Annotated in this window: 12 protein-coding genes; 10 read left to right on the top strand and 2 right to left on the bottom strand. The window is 71.4% G+C overall.

Annotated elements, in window-relative coordinates; genetic code table 11:
• Positions 1-159 precede the first annotated feature (159 nt).
• From DX116_RS04605 to DX116_RS04575, 7 genes are all read left to right on the top strand, one after another.
• The gene (locus DX116_RS04605; RefSeq protein ID WP_158591891.1) at positions 160-1,782 is read left to right on the top strand and encodes an ABC transporter substrate-binding protein; all 1,623 of its coding nucleotides are present in this window, start codon (positions 160-162) and stop codon (positions 1,780-1,782) included.
• A 22-nt stretch (positions 1,783-1,804) separates the two neighbouring features.
• Entirely contained in the window at positions 1,805-2,797 is a 993-nt protein-coding gene (locus tag DX116_RS04600) for an ABC transporter permease (RefSeq protein WP_233556565.1), read from the top strand.
• Complete coding sequence (locus DX116_RS04595; RefSeq protein WP_119702993.1) at positions 2,797-4,698, top strand: dipeptide/oligopeptide/nickel ABC transporter permease/ATP-binding protein; 1,902 nt, start codon at positions 2,797-2,799, stop codon at positions 4,696-4,698. Before DX116_RS04600 ends, DX116_RS04595 begins: the two co-directional genes overlap by 1 nt.
• Positions 4,695-5,423, top strand: coding sequence for an ABC transporter ATP-binding protein (locus DX116_RS04590; protein WP_119702992.1), 729 nt, complete (start codon positions 4,695-4,697; stop codon positions 5,421-5,423). The genes DX116_RS04595 and DX116_RS04590 overlap by 4 nt, the downstream gene beginning before the upstream one ends.
• A gap of 233 nt (positions 5,424-5,656) precedes the next feature.
• On the top strand, positions 5,657-6,898 hold the full coding sequence (locus DX116_RS04585) for a metal-dependent hydrolase family protein (protein ID WP_119702991.1): 1,242 nt from the start codon (positions 5,657-5,659) through the stop codon (positions 6,896-6,898).
• Positions 6,899-6,941: 43 nt separating this feature from the next.
• Positions 6,942-7,859: an alpha/beta hydrolase gene (locus DX116_RS04580; protein ID WP_233556564.1), complete on the top strand. Its 918-nt coding sequence runs from the start codon at positions 6,942-6,944 to the stop codon at positions 7,857-7,859.
• Entirely contained in the window at positions 7,856-9,232 is a 1,377-nt protein-coding gene (locus tag DX116_RS04575) for an FAD-binding oxidoreductase (protein WP_119702990.1), read from the top strand. Before DX116_RS04580 ends, DX116_RS04575 begins: the two co-directional genes overlap by 4 nt.
• A gap of 240 nt (positions 9,233-9,472) precedes the next feature.
• Here the strand turns inward: DX116_RS04575 and DX116_RS04570 are convergent, their stop codons facing one another.
• Positions 9,473-10,780 (bottom strand): NAD(P)/FAD-dependent oxidoreductase, encoded by a 1,308-nt coding sequence (locus tag DX116_RS04570; protein ID WP_119702989.1) that lies wholly within the window; start codon positions 10,778-10,780, stop codon positions 9,473-9,475.
• 110 nt (positions 10,781-10,890) lie between these two features.
• Entirely contained in the window at positions 10,891-11,394 is a 504-nt protein-coding gene (locus DX116_RS04565) for an Lrp/AsnC family transcriptional regulator (protein WP_119702988.1), read from the bottom strand.
• Positions 11,395-11,584: 190 nt separating this feature from the next.
• Here DX116_RS04565 and DX116_RS04560 point away from each other — a divergent pair, with 190 nt between their 5' ends.
• The 3 genes from DX116_RS04560 (at position 11,585) to DX116_RS04550 (ending at position 14,827) form a co-directional block, all read left to right on the top strand.
• Positions 11,585-12,676: a Glu/Leu/Phe/Val dehydrogenase dimerization domain-containing protein gene (locus DX116_RS04560; protein ID WP_119702987.1), complete on the top strand. Its 1,092-nt coding sequence runs from the start codon at positions 11,585-11,587 to the stop codon at positions 12,674-12,676.
• 67 nt (positions 12,677-12,743) lie between these two features.
• Positions 12,744-13,853, top strand: coding sequence for a thiamine pyrophosphate-dependent enzyme (locus tag DX116_RS04555; RefSeq protein WP_199715928.1), 1,110 nt, complete (start codon positions 12,744-12,746; stop codon positions 13,851-13,853).
• The gene (locus DX116_RS04550; protein WP_119702986.1) at positions 13,853-14,827 is read left to right on the top strand and encodes an alpha-ketoacid dehydrogenase subunit beta; all 975 of its coding nucleotides are present in this window, start codon (positions 13,853-13,855) and stop codon (positions 14,825-14,827) included. Before DX116_RS04555 ends, DX116_RS04550 begins: the two co-directional genes overlap by 1 nt.
• The last annotated feature ends 5 nt before the right edge of the window (positions 14,828-14,832 follow it).

The raw sequence follows: 14,832 nt of genomic DNA, 5'->3' as shown, positions 1-14,832 counted from the left end.
GTCGCGTAGGCGGGCCGCTTCTCGCGACGGATGTCTCTGGCTGGCGTCCGGCGGGCTGGGCGACGATTCCCGGAACGTCAGGCCGCCGCCGCTCATGCCGGCAGTCCTCACGTCTCACGTCGCGGGCCCCGTCCCGCGCTTCTACGAAGAGGTGTGCTCATGCGTACGACCGAGACCCGAGCGATCAATGGCCGGGAGCCCCACCGACTCCGCACGCGAGCGGCGGTGGCGACCGCGACGCTCCTCGTCGCCGGCGGTCTCGCCGCCTGCGGCGGCTCGTCCGACTCCGGCGGCAGCGGCGAGTACGTCAGCGGTGAGACGTTCACGATGGCCACCGTGAGCGACCCGGGCAACCTCGATCCGCAGGCCTCGTTCCTCGCGGCGGAGTTCGCCCCCTTCGCGTACGACACCCTCGTGGCGACCGACGACAGCGGAGAGGTCAAGCCGCAGCTCGCCTCGTCGTGGGAGGTCACCGAGAAGGCCGTCACCTTCGAGATCCGCGACGGCGTCACCTGTTCGGACGGCTCGACGTTCGATGCCCAGACCGTCGTCGACAACATCGCGTACGTCGCCGACATCAAGAACGCGAGCCCGTTCCGCGGGGTGTACGTGCCGGCCGACGCGACCGCCAGCGCCTCCGGGTCGACGGTCACCGTCACGCTCCCCACGCCGGCACCGTTCGTCGTCGCGGGCTTCGGTCGCCTGCCGATGGTGTGCGAGTCGGGCATGAAGGACAGGGGCAGCCTCAAGGCCGGCAGCGCCGGGACCGGCCCGTTCACCGTGACCGAGTCGGTGCCGGGCGACCACTACACCCTCGCCGTGCGCAAGGGCTACACCTGGGGACCGGGCGGTGCCGCGACGTCCGAGCCGGGCACGCCCGCGAAGGTCGTGCTCAAGATCGTCGCCAACGAGACCACGAGCGCCAACCTCGTCCTCGGCGGTCAGGCCAACGCGGCCTCGTTCTTCGGCCCCGATGGCGACCGGCTCGCGAAGTCGGGCATCGATGCGGTCAAGACGCAGAGCGCCTACGCGCACCAGTGGTACAACCAGGCCCCCGGCCGCGTCGGCAGCGACCCCGTCGTCCGCAAGGCGCTCACCCAGGCACTCGACCTGGACGAGCTGCGCACCGTGATTGCCCCGGGCCGAGGCTCGGCCCCCACCGCCGTGGCCGTCTACGACCCCGGCGTGTGCGGCTACAACTCGGTCAAGGGCAACCTGCCGGGCACCGATCCGGCGGCGGCGGCGAAGGCCCTGGCCGAGGACGGCTGGACCAAGGGCGGCGATGGCATCCTCGCCAAGGACGGCAAGAAGCTGGCCATCAAGTTCATCTACAGCAGCCAGGGACCCGGCCAGACCGCCGCCTCAGAGCTGGCGGTCGCGGCGTGGAAGAAGCTCGGCGTGAAGGTCGACGCCACCCCGCTGGACGTCACCGAGCAGACGGCGGCCCTGTTCTCCACCGGTGACTGGGACGTCACCTGGTCGTCGCCGAAGGCACCGACCCCGCAGGTGGTCGTGCCCTTCTTCTCGGGTCCCTCCCCGGCCAAGGGCGGCAACAACCTCGCGTCGATGGACAACCCCGACTACGACGCCAGCGTGAAGTCGGCGTTGACCAAGGTCGGCAACGACAGCTGCTCGGACTGGAAGGCAGCCGAGGCGGCGCTCCTGCGCGACGTCGACATCGTCCCGTTCTCGAACATCACCATCCTGACGTTCCACAAGAACGCGGAGCTCAAGCGTGCCGGCGTCCTCACGGTGCCGACGAGCATCAGAATGCTGGGCTGACCCGCCCGTGGAGGTCCAGGACGTGGTGATCCAGCAGGCCGAGGTCCAGCAGGCGGTGAGTCGGCCGCGGGGGCGGTGGTGGACGTTCGCCGGCCGGCGCGTGAGGCGGCTGCTGATCTCGCTGTGGGTCCTGGTGACGGCGTCGTTCCTGATGATCCAGCTCGTGCCGGGCGATCCGGTGCGTGCCGCGCTCGGCACCAACGCGCCTCCCGACCTCGTCGCGAGCAGGCGGGCGCAGCTGGGTCTCGACGACCCGCTGCTGGAGCAGTACCTGCGCTATCTGGGGAACCTGTTCACGGGGGACCTGGGCGAGTCCATCCTCACCCAGCTCCCCGTGGCGGACACGATCGTGCAACGGCTGCTGGGGACGCTCTCGCTGGCGGTGCCGGCCTTCCTGCTCACGTTCGCGATCGCGATCCCGGTGGGCGTCGCCATGGCCGTCGCCACGCGGCGGGGGCGTCGGCGCCGCGCGGAGCTCAGCTTCGTGGGCACCAGCATCGTGCTCAGCTCGATCCCGGAGTTCGTCGTCTCCGTCGCGCTGGTCGCGGTGGTCGCGGTCAACCTGGGCATCCTCCCGGCCGCCGGCAGGGACGGCATCGGGTCCTTCGTGCTGCCGGTGCTGGCGCTGTCCATCGGTCCGGCCGCCGTGATGTCACGCATCGTCCGCGTGGAGATGCTGGCCGTGCTGGACGCCGACTACGTCCGTACCGCCCGGTCCAAGCGGCTCAGCTCGCTGCGCATCAACCTGCGCCACGCGCTGCCCAACGCCGTGACCGCGACCCTCACGCTGAGCGGCATCATGTTCGCGGCCATGGTCGCCGGCACGGTGCTGGTCGAGAACGTCTTCGCCTGGCCGGGCCTGGGCAGCACCATCGTCTCCTCGATCCGGAGCCGGGACTACCCGCTGGTGCAGGGCTCCGTCCTCGTCTACGGCGCGATCGCGCTCCTGGCCAACACCCTCGTCGACGTGGCTGTGGCCGCCCTCGACCCACGCTCGACGATCGGAGACTCGTGATGCGTCGCCACTGGCCCCAGGTGCTGCGCACCCCCGTCGGGATCGTCGGCATCGCCTTGCTGACGATCCTGCTGCTGCTCGCCGTCCTCGCGCCACTGCTCTGGGGTGACCGCGCGACGGCGACCGACACGGGCGACATCCTCTCGGGGCCGTCGTCGCAGCACTGGGCGGGCACCGACGACCTCGGTCGCGACATCTTCTTCCGGACCCTCGTCGCGACCCGTCTCTCGATCGTCCTGACGTTGCTGGCCACCGCGCTCGGCGTCGGCCTCGGCCTGCTGCTGGGCCTGGCTCCGCTCCTCCTCCCGCGGCGCCTGGGCCGGATCATGGTGGCGTTCCTCAACGTGCTGCTCGGCTTCCCGAGCCTGCTGATGGTGCTGTTCCTGGCCGTCATCCTCGGCGTCAGCACGTCCAGCGCCGTCCTTGCCATCGGCGTCGCGATCGCGTCCCCCTTCGCGCGGCTCGTGCACACCCTGGGCGCGGGCATCGCCGAGCGGGACTACGTAGCGGCGGCGCGCATCTCCGGCGTCAACCCGGTGCGCGTCATCGTGCGCCACGTGCTGCCCAACGTCGCCGAGCCCCTCGTGGTCAACGCCACCGTCACCGCGAGCAGCGTGCTGCTGGCCTTCGGCGGGCTGTCGTTCCTCGGCATCGGCGTGCAGCCGCCGCAGTACGACTGGGGACGTCTGATGCAGGACGGGCTCGGCAGCATCTACACCAATCCGCTCGCCGCGTTGCTTCCCGGGATCGCCTTCGTGGTCACGGGGCTCGCGTTCAACCTGACGGGCGAGGCGGCCGCCGGCACCTTCGGGGCGAAGTCGCGGAGCAGGAGCAGGTGGACGTCGCCCGCGGCGCCGGTCACCGTCCGACCGAGCGGGAGCGGTGACGAGGAGCACGCCCGCGTCGCCGACGTGCTCGACGTCCGCGACCTGCACGTCTCCTTCCCGGGGCCGGAGGGCCCGATCTCACCGGTGCGCGGCGTCTCGCTCACCCTGCGGACCGGCGAGGCCGTCGGGGTCGTCGGCGAGTCCGGTTCGGGCAAGTCGATGACGGCGCTCGCCGTCGCGCAGCTGCTCGAGGAGCCCGGACGGGTCACGGCCGAGCGGCTCACGTTCTGCGAGACCGACCTGCAGGCCGGCGCCCGCTCCGACCACGACGCGCTGCTGGGCACGTCCCTCGCCGTGGTGTTCCAGGACCCCATGAGCTCGCTCAACCCCGTCATGCGCATCGGGAGCCAGCTCGTCGAGGCGGCACGCCGTCACCAGGGCCTGACCCGGCAGGAGGCGTCGGACCGGGCGGTCGACCGCCTCCGAGCCGTCCACCTGGCAGATCCCGAGCGCCGCGCGCGTCAGCACCCGCACGAGTTCTCGGGCGGCATGCGCCAGCGCACCATGATCGCGATGGGGCTCATGGGCACGCCCCGACTGATCGTCGCCGACGAGCCCACCACCGCTCTCGACATGACCGTGCAGCGCCAGGTGCTCGACCTGCTGCAGGAGACCCGCCGCGACCACGGCACGGCGATCCTGCTGATCAGCCACGACGTCTCGGTCGTGTCGAGCGTCTGCGACCGCGTGCTCGTCATGTACGCCGGCCGGATCGTGGAGGACCTCCCGTCCGCCGACCTGCGCACGAAGGCGCGACACCCCTACACCCGTGCGCTCATCGGTGCGGTCCCCGACATGGCGACCGATCTCGACGCCCCCCTGACGACCATCCCGGGCCAGCCCGTCGACCCCCGGAACGTCCCGGACGGCTGCGCGTACGCCGCCCGCTGCCCCCTGGCGACCGAGCGCTGTCGGCAGGACGACCCCGTGCTGGTGGCCGACGCGATCGGCAGCGTGGCGTGCTGGCACGCCGACGTCGCCCTCGACGTCCGCATCGAGGAGGAGGCCCGATGAGCCGGTTGGACTTCGAGGACGTCACGGTCCGGTACGGGCACCACACCGTCCTGGACCGTGTCAGCCTGACCGTGCCGGAGGGCCAGATCATGGGGCTCGTGGGCGAGTCGGGATCGGGGAAGTCGACCCTCGCGCGGGCCGCGGTCGGGCTCGCGCCACTGGACGGTGGGCGCATCCTGCTCGACGGCCAGCCCGTGAGGCACCGAGGGCGCCGCCGGCCGATCCAGATGGTCTTCCAGGACCCGTTCTCGTCGCTCGACCCGCGGATGAGCATCGGCCGGAGCATCGCCGAGGCCCTGCCCGACCGGCTTGGGCGTGGGCCGCGGGCGGCCGAGATCGCCCGCCTGGTCCAGCTCGTCCACCTGGACCCCGATCGGGCGGCGGACGCCCCGAGCCGGCTCTCGGGAGGGCAGCGGCAGCGGGTCGCCATCGCGCGAGCCCTGGCCGGACGACCTTCGGTGGTCCTCGCCGACGAGATCACCTCGGCCCTCGACGTGTCCGTCCAGGGCGCCATCTTGAACCTCGTCAGGGAGATGCAGCGCGAGACCGGCCTGACGGTGCTGTTCATCTCCCACAACCTCGCGGTGGTGCGGTACGTGGCGACCCACGTCGCGGTGATGGCCGGGGGCCGCATCGTCGAGCAGGGACCGACGGCCGACGTCTTCGCGAACCCCGCCTCGGCGTACACACGCGAGCTGCTCGCCTCGATCCCGGGACCGGCGTGATCAGGTCCGGCGATCGGCGAGGATGACAGCAGTCGATCATCCGCGCGGGAAGTCGCGACACGTGGCTACTCCGTCGCGCGGTCGCGTCAGGCGATGCTGGTTCGATCAGGCCGGCCACCGCCGCCGTGGCGCAGCGAGGGGAGAGTTGTGAGTGTCGAGGAAGTGGACGTGCCCCCGGGCGTAGCGGAAGGATCCCACCTGGCATCGATCCGGGGCGAGAGAGAGTGGCAACGATGACGCAGATCATTCTGGAGAACGCCCGAGTGTTCGACGGCGTGTCCGAGGAGTGCCCCGACGGCATGTCGGTGCTCGTCGAGGGCGGGACGATCCGCGAGGTCTCCGACCGTCCCATCCGGGCGGACGACGTCCGGCGGATCGACGTCGCCGGCAAGACCCTGATGCCCGGCCTGATCGACATGCACGTCCACTCGTACTTCTCCGACCTCGACCCTCGCGTGCTCAACGACCGCGACGCGCCCTACCGCACGGCCTACGCGATCAAGAAGCTCGGCCACGCGCTCGACAGCGGATTCACCACGGTGCGCGACATCGGCGGCGGTGACTACCCTCTCGCGGCCGCCATCGCGGACGGACTCGTCCGTGCGCCTCGCTTCTTCTACGCCGGCAAGATCCTGTCGATGACCGGTGGTCACGTCGACTACCGCACCCCCAACGAGAAGCACCACACGCACGGGTACTGCTCGTGCGACGCCATGAACTGGGCCGGCGTGATCGCCGACGGCGTCGACGAGTGCATCAAGGCCGCGCGCGAGGAGCTGCGCCGCGGAGCCCACTGCATCAAGATCGTGGCCTCGGGCGGCGTGATGTCGCCGAGCGACCCGATCTGGATGAACCAGTTCCGCGAGGACGAGATCCGCGCGATCGTCCAGGAGTGCGTCGAGCGCCGCACCTACGTGTCGGCCCACTGCCTGACGAGCGAGTCGACCCGTCGGTCGGTCGAGTTCGGGGTGCGCTGCATCGAGCACGCCGCGCAGATCGACGCCGAGACGGCCGCCTTCGTCGCCGAGCGCGGAGCCTACGTCGTGCCCACCATGGTCTGCCTCTACTCGCTCGTCGAGCAGGGGCTCGAGATGGGCCTGCCCGGCGACCGCATGGACAAGCTGCGTGCGGTCTACGACGACTCGATGGCCGGGCTCGACGTGATGCGCAGCGCCGGCGTCAAGCTGGGCTTCGGCACCGACCTGCTGGCGGGCTTCTACCCGCAGCAGACCCGGGAGTTCACGCTGCGTCGCGAGGTCTTCTCGCCGCTCGAGCTGTTGCGCCAGGCGACCTCGGTCGGCGCGGAGATCCTCATGCAGGAGGGCAGCCTGGGCTGCGTGCAGCCCGATGCCCTTGCCGACCTGATCGTCGTCGACGGCGACCCGTTGAAGGACGTCGGTCTGCTCGCGGCCGAGGGCCAGCACCTGGACCTCATCATGCGCGGCGGCGACCTCGTCAAGAACCGGCTGGGCTGAACCAGCCGGCTGTCCGTGCCAGCAACGACCCAAGGAGCAATGTATGACCGACACAGTCGACCGCGCCGATCAGCAGGAGGACGGAGCCGTCTCCGCCATGACCCCCACCCAGGTGTTCGGCGCGACCGAGTACTTCGAGATGGACTCGACGGCGGTGGGCGCTCGGTTCGCGGTCTGGGTGACGAAGTCCCCGACCTACGAGCAGGACGCGGACGTGGCCTATCCCGTCCTGTACGTGACCGACGGCAACTTGAGCGTGGGGCAGACGGCGCCACTGGCCGTCATGCAGAGCGATCTGCTGCTCCGCATCGATCCCTACCTGCAGGTGACGATCGGCTACGCGGGCGCTGACGCCGACGACTGGGGTCGCGTGCGCAACCGTGACCTCGTGCCGCCGGGCGAGCCCGTCCCGCCGGCGATGCGCGGGTCGCTGGAGGCGGCTGTGGAGAACCAGCTGATGACCCGCGAGGCGGCCGATGCCTATCTCGCGGAGCTCTCGGGCACGCGGGCCGACGCGTTCTTGTCGTTCATCACCGACGAGCTCCACCCCGAGATCGCCCGCCGGTTCCGCGTCGCCCACGAGGGCCACGGCCTGTTCGGGTACTCCTACGGCGGCCTGTTCACCCTGTACGCCCTGCTGACGGGGTGCTTCCTGTTCGCCGCCTACGGCGCGGGCAGCCCCGGCATCGCGTCGACCGAGAGCCAGGCGCTCACGCTGCTCGAGCAGCCTCTCGACCTCAGCGGCAAGCGTCTCCACCTCACGATCAACGGTCCGGAGATGACCGGCGACATGCCCATCTACCGCCAGCTCGGACGTGGGTTCGCCGACTTCGTCGAGGCCGTGCGCTCCGGCGACTCGGGGCTGACGCTGACGACGCAGGTGCTGGGCGAGACCCACCTCACGGGTCTGCAGCCGTCCTTCCTCAGCTTCATGCGCACGTGCTGGACGACTGCTGCATGACGCTGCTCGACCGCCTGCGGGAGCGGATCCCGGCCGACCGTCTCCAGCTCGACCCCGGAGTGACGGCGAGCTACTCGCACGACGAGGCCGAGTGGGCGCCCCACGGGGCGCCCCTGGTCCTCGTCCGGCCGCGTACCGCCGAGGAGGTGCAGGAGGTCGTGCGCGCGTGCATCGAGTTCGACGTGCCCGTGGTGCCCCGCGGTGCCGGCACGGGGCTGTCGGGTGGCGCCAACGCGGTCGACGGTTGCGTCGTGCTGTCGACCGAGGCCATGACGACGATCAGCGAGATCGACGCCGTCGAGCGGCTGGCCGTGGTGCAGCCGGGTGTCGTCAACGACCACCTGCGTGCCGCGGTCGCCGAGCACGGCCTCTGGTACCCACCTGACCCCGCCTCGGCCCCGTGGTCGACGATCGGCGGCAACGTCGCGACCAATGCGGGTGGTCTCTGCTGCGTGAAGTACGGCGTCACGGCCGACTACGTGCTCGGGATGCAGGTCGTCACCGGCACCGGCGAGCTGGTCCGGCTCGGGCGGCGGACGGCCAAGGGCGTCGCGGGCTACGACCTCGCCCGACTGATGGTCGGCTCGGAGGGCACGCTCGGCGTCATCACCGAGGTCACGCTCAAGCTGCGCCCGCAGCGTCCGCCGGAGCGCACCGTCGCCGGCTACTTCTCGTCCATCGTCGACGCCGGGCGTGCCGTCGCGGCCGTGGGTGCGGCCGGCCTCGTCCCGTCCGCGCTCGAGCTCATCGACCGGCACTGCCTCGAGGCGGTCGATGCGTGGAAGAAGATGGGCCTGGCGGTCGAGGCCGACGTCGTCCTGCTGGCGCGGTGCGACGTCCCCGGCGTGGCAGGCGACGAGGAGGCCGAGGCCATCCGCGCGTGCTTCGAGCAGGCCGGCGCCACCTGGGCGGCTCGGTCGACCGACCAGGCCGAGGCGGACGCCCTGTTCGACGCCCGCCGCCTGGCCTATCCGGCCCTCGAGCGGCTGGGCCCCGTGCTCACCGAGGACGTCTGCGTGCCCAAGGCCGCGGTGCCGGAGATGCTGGCCCGCATCGAGGCGATCGGCGCGAAGCACGACACCCTGATCGCCAACATCGCCCACGCAGGCGACGGCAACCTGCACCCCCTGCTCGTCACGCCGCGGGGCGACGACGAGGCCAGGGCGCGTGCCCAGCGGGCCTTCGAGGAGATCATCGCGGCAGCGCTGGCCCTGGGCGGCACGGTGACGGGCGAGCACGGCGTCGGCCTGCTCAAGATGGACGGCCTGGCCGCCGAGCTGCCGCCGGCGGTGATGGACATGCACCGCGCAGTGAAGGCCGCGCTCGACCCGCACGGCATCCTCAACCCCGGCAAGGTTATCGCCGCGGACTGACGCCCTCGCCCGGGCGGTGCGTGTGCCACCGTCCGGGCAAGAGCGGTGGGGGCACCCCCCGAAGGGGCGGGAGAAGCGAAAAAAAAGGGGGGGTCCCCCCCCCGACGGGGGGTGCGTGCGCCCCGGCCCGGCAATGCCCGGGGGGACCACCCCCGTATGGGCCGGAAAAGCGGCTCATACGGTGGTGGACCCACCGCTTCGGTCTTTCGGTGGCGTAGGCACCGCCTGGGGCGGGAGGGGTCAGCCCATGACCGTCCCGCTGGACTCGGCGTTGACCGGGCGCCGGCGGGAGTACGCGCCGAGGTCGACCGTGAGCCCGGTGCGCTCGCCGCGATACTGGACGGGATCGCTGTCGTGGTCGTGCCCGCTCTCGACCGCCAGCACGATGTCGCGCATGAACTGGCCGGCGACCGGGGCGTTCTTGAACTGGTTGCCGCTCGTGCCGATCGCGACGTAGAAGCCGTCGAGCGAGGTGCGGTCGTAGATCGGCGTCCAGTCGGACGACACGTCGTAGACGCCGGCGATGCCCCGCACCTTGGACGGCACCCCCAGCTCGCCGAACCGCCGCGCGGCACGGGTGACCTGCGCCTCGAACGCGGCGCGCGTGGGGTCGAGGTTGGCGCCGTCCGGGTCGTCGATCCAGGGGAGCGGATCGCACTCGGGCTCGGTGCCGCCGACGTAGAAGCCGTCGCCGGGTGCGCCGCGCACGTAGGTGCCGAGGTCGAGGTCGGCCACGACCGGGCCGATGCGGTCGCCGTCGTTGAAACCGGGAGGCGCCGTCACGTGGTGCACCTCCTGACGCATGGGCCGGGTCGTGATCGTGAAGTCGTCGCCCACGCCGGCCATCTGGTTGAACGCCGGCGACCAGGGGCCGGCGACGTTGACGACGACCGGGGCGTCCACGCGGCCCCCGTCCGCCAGGTCGATGCCCGTGACGCGGTCGCCCGTCTGCCGCACCGCCGTCACCTCGGTGCGGAACAGGAACTGGGCCCCGGCCTCGCGCGCCGCGGCGGCCAGGTTCGCGGCCGCCAGCATCGGGTCGTCGACGTAGCCGCCGTCGGGCGTCCACAGGGCGCCGAGAGAGCCGGCCGGATCGGCCCAGAAGGCGTCGTCGTCGAGCTGCTTGGGAGGCCAGAAGCGACCCGGGTCGAGGCCGGGCACGCGGGCAGCGAGGGTCGCCGCGTCCCACCGCTCGTAGGGCACGCCGGCCCGGTCGAACAGGGGCACGACCTTCTCGGTGGGCGCCAGGTCGACGTCGAGGAAGACCATCCCGGTGCGCCGGAAGCCGGCCATCCCCGCTGGGTCGACCATGCCGAGGTGGCCGGCCCAGTCCTCCCAGCAGTGCTTGGACTCCCAGGCCGCCGCGACGCTGGGGAAGATCGAGTAGTTGAACCGGACCACGGCGCTCGAGGCGCTCGTCGAGCCCTGCCCGGGACCGTGGAGCCGGTCGACGACGACGACCCGCAGGCCTGCGCGCGCGAGCTCGAGGGCGGTCGAGGAGCCGATGACACCGGCCCCGACGACGATGGCGTCCGCACTGAGATTCATCCGATCATGGTCGGTCGCGGCGAGGGGTCGGCGGAATGGTCCCGTGTCGCGCAAACGCCGAGCGGACCACGACAGGCGACGCGCCGCGTGCGGGCCTCGACCGGCCGTCCTCAGTCGAGGACGGCCGGGGTGGAGCGACCCCACCCCGCATCCTCGGTGAGCTTCTGCAGGAGGGGCTGCACCCGGAACGGCACAGGGGTCGAGACGTGGAAGGTCGACGTCGTCTTGCGCACGCCCTCGATGGCCACGATCGAGGCCGTGAGCTCCTGGAGAGCCGCTAGCGAGGCGATCGCCACCGGGACCAGGATGTCCTCTCGACCGGCCTGGATGCGCACCTCGACGACCTCGGGAAGGTCGGCCAGACGCCGGATGATGCTGTCGAGCAGGCGCTGGTCGAGCTCGACGCTGACGAGAGCCTGCAGCGGCAGCCCCACCGCCGCGAAGTCGATGATCGGTCGAAAGCTGAGCACGCCGGTGTCGAACAGCCTGGTCATGCGCAGCTGCACCGTGTTGCGGCTGACGCTGAGCGTCTCGGCCATCTCGGCGACACCGGCCCGGGCATCGGCCGTGAGCAGGCGGATGATCTCGGCGTCGAGGCGGTCGATCGTTGACATCCTGACAACCTCCTGGAGAGAAAGTGCTCACGTGGTTGGCGTCTTGCTTAGTTGTGACGCGAACTGTTGACGCTGCGTCTCAGACTTTCCACTATTGAGCAACGAATTGTCCAGTGTGACCCACAGGACACTCATCCGTGACCTGACGTGCCACGAGCGCGGACGGCTACTCGACGAAAGATGCGTCGCCATGAGCACGAGCACTCTCGACCACCCCTCCGACCCCCTCGCCGTCTTCGAGCGCGCCGATGAGCTGCGCGACGCCGGCCACGAGCAGATCGTCTTCTGCCGGGACGAGCCGACAGGTCTGCGGGCGATCATCGCGATCCACGACACGACCCTCGGCCCGGGGCTCGGCGGCACGCGCTTCTACCCGTACGCGCACGAGTCGCTGGCGCTGACCGACGCGCTGCGCCTGTCGGAGGGGATGACGTACAAGGCGGCTGCGGCAGGCATGCCTCTCGGTGGCGCGAAGGCCGTCATCATCGGCGACCCGGCCACCGTCAGGACCGAGGCCCTGCTCGAGGCGTACGGCCGGTTCGTCGAGTCGCTGGGCGGCCGGTACTACACGGCTGCCGACGTGGGGACGACGTCGGCGGATCTCGACGTCATCGGGCGGACCAGCAGCCACGTCGTGGGACGGACCACGACGGCCGGCGGCTCGGGTGACAGCGGCTACGCGACGGCCCTCGGCGTCTTCTCGGCGATGCAGGCCGCTGCCGCGGTGTCCTGGGGCGGCAACGGTCTTGCCGACAAGGTCGTCGGCGTGGAGGGCGTCGGCAAGGTGGGGCGCCACCTCGTGACGCTGCTGCTCGCGGTCGGCGCGCGGGTCGTCGTCTCCGACCCCCGCCCGTCCGCCCTCGACGACCTGCGCGAGTCGGCGTCGAAGGTGCAGCGGGCGGAGTCGGTGCTGGCGGAGAGGCTCGACGTCTACGCACCGTGCGCGCTGGGCGCGAGCCTGTCGGCCACCACGGTCGACCAACTCGCCGCGACCGTCGTCTGCGGTGCGGCGAACAACCAGCTCGCCGAGGCGAGCGTCGCACGGCAGCTCAAGGAGAGGTCGATCCTGTGGGTCCCGGACTACATGGCCAACGCCGGCGGTCTCATCCAGGTCGGCGGCGAGCTCACGAACGAGCGCCGGGAGGACGTCCTGGCCCAGGTGAGGCGCATCGAGCACACGGTCGGCGAGGTCATCCGCGCGGCGCTCGACCAGGACGTCACGACGTCGGAGGCCGCTCGCGGCGTCGTCGACCGCCGTCTCGCGGCGGGACGGACGGCCTGAGATGGCCGTGCACCCGACCATGCTCGCCGCCGATCCGATGCCCGGCACGTCCGAAGGGACCTCGTCCGTGACCACCATCTCGCCCCTCGCCACGCTCCTCGCCGCCCAGCAGACGGACCCGACCTCGACGCCCCCGTTCCAGCTCGTCGACGAGCACGGCGACCTCACCGCGGCCGGCCGCGAGGTGGGCGTCGACCTCGACCTGGCCAAGGACCTGCACGCCGACATGGTGCTGGCCCGCCGGCTCGACCAGGAGGGGCTCGCGCTCCAGCGCCAGGGCGAGCTGCACCTGTGGCTCATGGCGTGGGGGCAGGAGGCCGCGCAGGTCGGCTCGGTGCGTGCGCTGCAGCTCTCCGACCGCGTGTTCCCGAGCTATCGCGAGCACGCCGTCGCGCTGTGCCGCGGCATCTCACCGGCCGACATCATGCGGCAGTGGCGGGGCGTCGCCCACTCGGGCTGGGATCCGGCCGAGTCGAACGTCCACATCAACTCGCTGGTGCTCGGCACCCAGACCCTGCACGCGACGGGCTACGCCACGGGCGTGCGGCTCGATCGCTCCGACGAGGTCGTCATGACCTACTTCGGAGACGGCGCGGCCAGCCAGGGCGACGTGAACGAGGCCTTCAACTGGGCGGCGGCCGGCGGCCTGCCCGTCGTGTTCTTCTGCCAGAACAACCAGTGGGCAATCTCGACCCCCACGGCCACGCAGATGCGGACACCGCTGCACGTGCGGGCCGCCGGCTTCGGGCTGGCCGGCTACCACGTCGACGGCAACGACGTCCTCGCCGTGCACGCGGTCACGCAGCACGCGGTGGCCCGGGTGCGCGCGGGCGAGGGGCCAGCGCTGATCGAGGCCCAGACGTATCGGCTCGCGGGCCACTCGAGCTCGGACGACCCGAAGCGCTATCGCACCGACGACGAGCTGGCCGGGTGGCAGGCGAAGGACCCCATCGTCCGCCTCGAGCGGCTCCTGCGCAGCTCGGGTGTCGACGACACCTACTTCGACGAGCTGCAGGCGCGCGAGGAGGCGTTCGCCGCCGAGGTGCGCGAGCAGTGCAAGACGCTGCACGGCGACGACCTCGCCGTCGTCTTCGACCACACGTACGCCGAGCCGCACCCCGTCATGGAGTCCGAGCGGGCTCAGCACGTCGCGCGCCGTGACCGGACGGTGGCCTGATGGGCACCCGGTACGCCCTCGGTGCGGCGATCAACGCGGGGCTGCGCGCAGCGATGGCGCGCGACGAGAAGGTGCTCGTCATGGGCGAGGACATCGCCGCGCTGGGCGGCGTGTTCCGCGTGACCGACGGGCTGGCGGCCGAGTTCGGCACCGACCGCGTCGTCGACACCCCGCTGGCCGAGTCGGGCATCGTCGGCACCGCGATCGGGCTGGCCCTGCGCGGGTACCGCCCCGTCTGCGAGATCCAGTTCGACGGCTTCGTGTACCCGGCCTTCGACCAGATCGTCAGCCAGCTCGCCAAGATGCGCGCGCGGTCGCAGGGGCGCCTGTCGCTGCCGATCGTCATCCGCATCCCCGTCGGCGGTGGCATCGGCGCCGTCGAGCACCACTCGGAGTCGAACGAGGCCTACTTCGCCCACACGGCCGGTCTGCGGGTCGTGTCGTGCTCGAACCCCGACGACGCGTTCCACATGATCCAGCAGGCGATCGCGTCCGACGACCCCGTCATCTTCTACGAGCCCAAGCGGCGCTACTGGGACAAGGGCGAGGTGCTCGACGAGCCGAGCCGCTCGCTGCACGAGGCCGCCGTGCTGCGCGAGGGGACGGACTGCACGCTCGTCGCGCACGGTCCCACCGTGGCGACGGCCCTGGCCGCCGCCGACGCGGCGCGCGAGGACGGCTTCTCGGTCGGGGTGGTCGACCTGCGCACCATCTCGCCGCTCGACGTCCCGACCCTGCGCAAGGTCGCCGCGGCGTCCCACCGCGTCGTGGTCGTCCACGAGGCGTCGACGTTCCTGGGGATCGGCGCCGAGATCGCCGCGACCATCACCGAGGAGTGCTTCTACGACCTCGAGGCCCCCGTGCTGCGCGTCGGCGCGTACAACCTGCCGTACCCGCCCGCCCACATGGAGGACGACTTCCTCCCCGACGTCGACCGGGTCCTCGAGGCCGTCGACGCCAGCCTGAGCTTCTAGGAGAT

The sequence above is a fragment of the Aeromicrobium endophyticum genome (assembly GCF_003586285.1).
GTDB classification, from domain to species: domain Bacteria; phylum Actinomycetota; class Actinomycetes; order Propionibacteriales; family Nocardioidaceae; genus Aeromicrobium; species Aeromicrobium endophyticum.
The sequence above is the reverse complement of the archived record's forward strand: the minus strand, read 5'-3'. Positions and strand labels throughout refer to the sequence as shown.

Excerpts from the sequence above, each read along its gene's own strand:
- DX116_RS04590 (WP_119702992.1), top strand. The coding sequence starts at position 4,695 with ATGAGCCGGTTGGACTTCGAGGACGTCACGGTCCGGTACGGGCACCAC.
- DX116_RS04575 (WP_119702990.1), top strand. The coding sequence starts at position 7,856 with ATGACGCTGCTCGACCGCCTGCGGGAGCGGATCCCGGCCGACCGTCTC.
- DX116_RS04595 (WP_119702993.1), top strand. The coding sequence starts at position 2,797 with ATGCGTCGCCACTGGCCCCAGGTGCTGCGCACCCCCGTCGGGATCGTC.
- DX116_RS04570 (WP_119702989.1), bottom strand. The coding sequence starts at position 10,780 with ATGAATCTCAGTGCGGACGCCATCGTCGTCGGGGCCGGTGTCATCGGC.
- DX116_RS04580 (WP_233556564.1), top strand. The coding sequence starts at position 6,942 with ATGACCGACACAGTCGACCGCGCCGATCAGCAGGAGGACGGAGCCGTC.
- DX116_RS04560 (WP_119702987.1), top strand. The coding sequence starts at position 11,585 with ATGAGCACGAGCACTCTCGACCACCCCTCCGACCCCCTCGCCGTCTTC.
- DX116_RS04605 (WP_158591891.1), top strand. The coding sequence starts at position 160 with ATGCGTACGACCGAGACCCGAGCGATCAATGGCCGGGAGCCCCACCGA.
- DX116_RS04550 (WP_119702986.1), top strand. The coding sequence starts at position 13,853 with ATGGGCACCCGGTACGCCCTCGGTGCGGCGATCAACGCGGGGCTGCGC.
- DX116_RS04565 (WP_119702988.1), bottom strand. The coding sequence starts at position 11,394 with ATGTCAACGATCGACCGCCTCGACGCCGAGATCATCCGCCTGCTCACG.
- DX116_RS04585 (WP_119702991.1), top strand. The coding sequence starts at position 5,657 with ATGACGCAGATCATTCTGGAGAACGCCCGAGTGTTCGACGGCGTGTCC.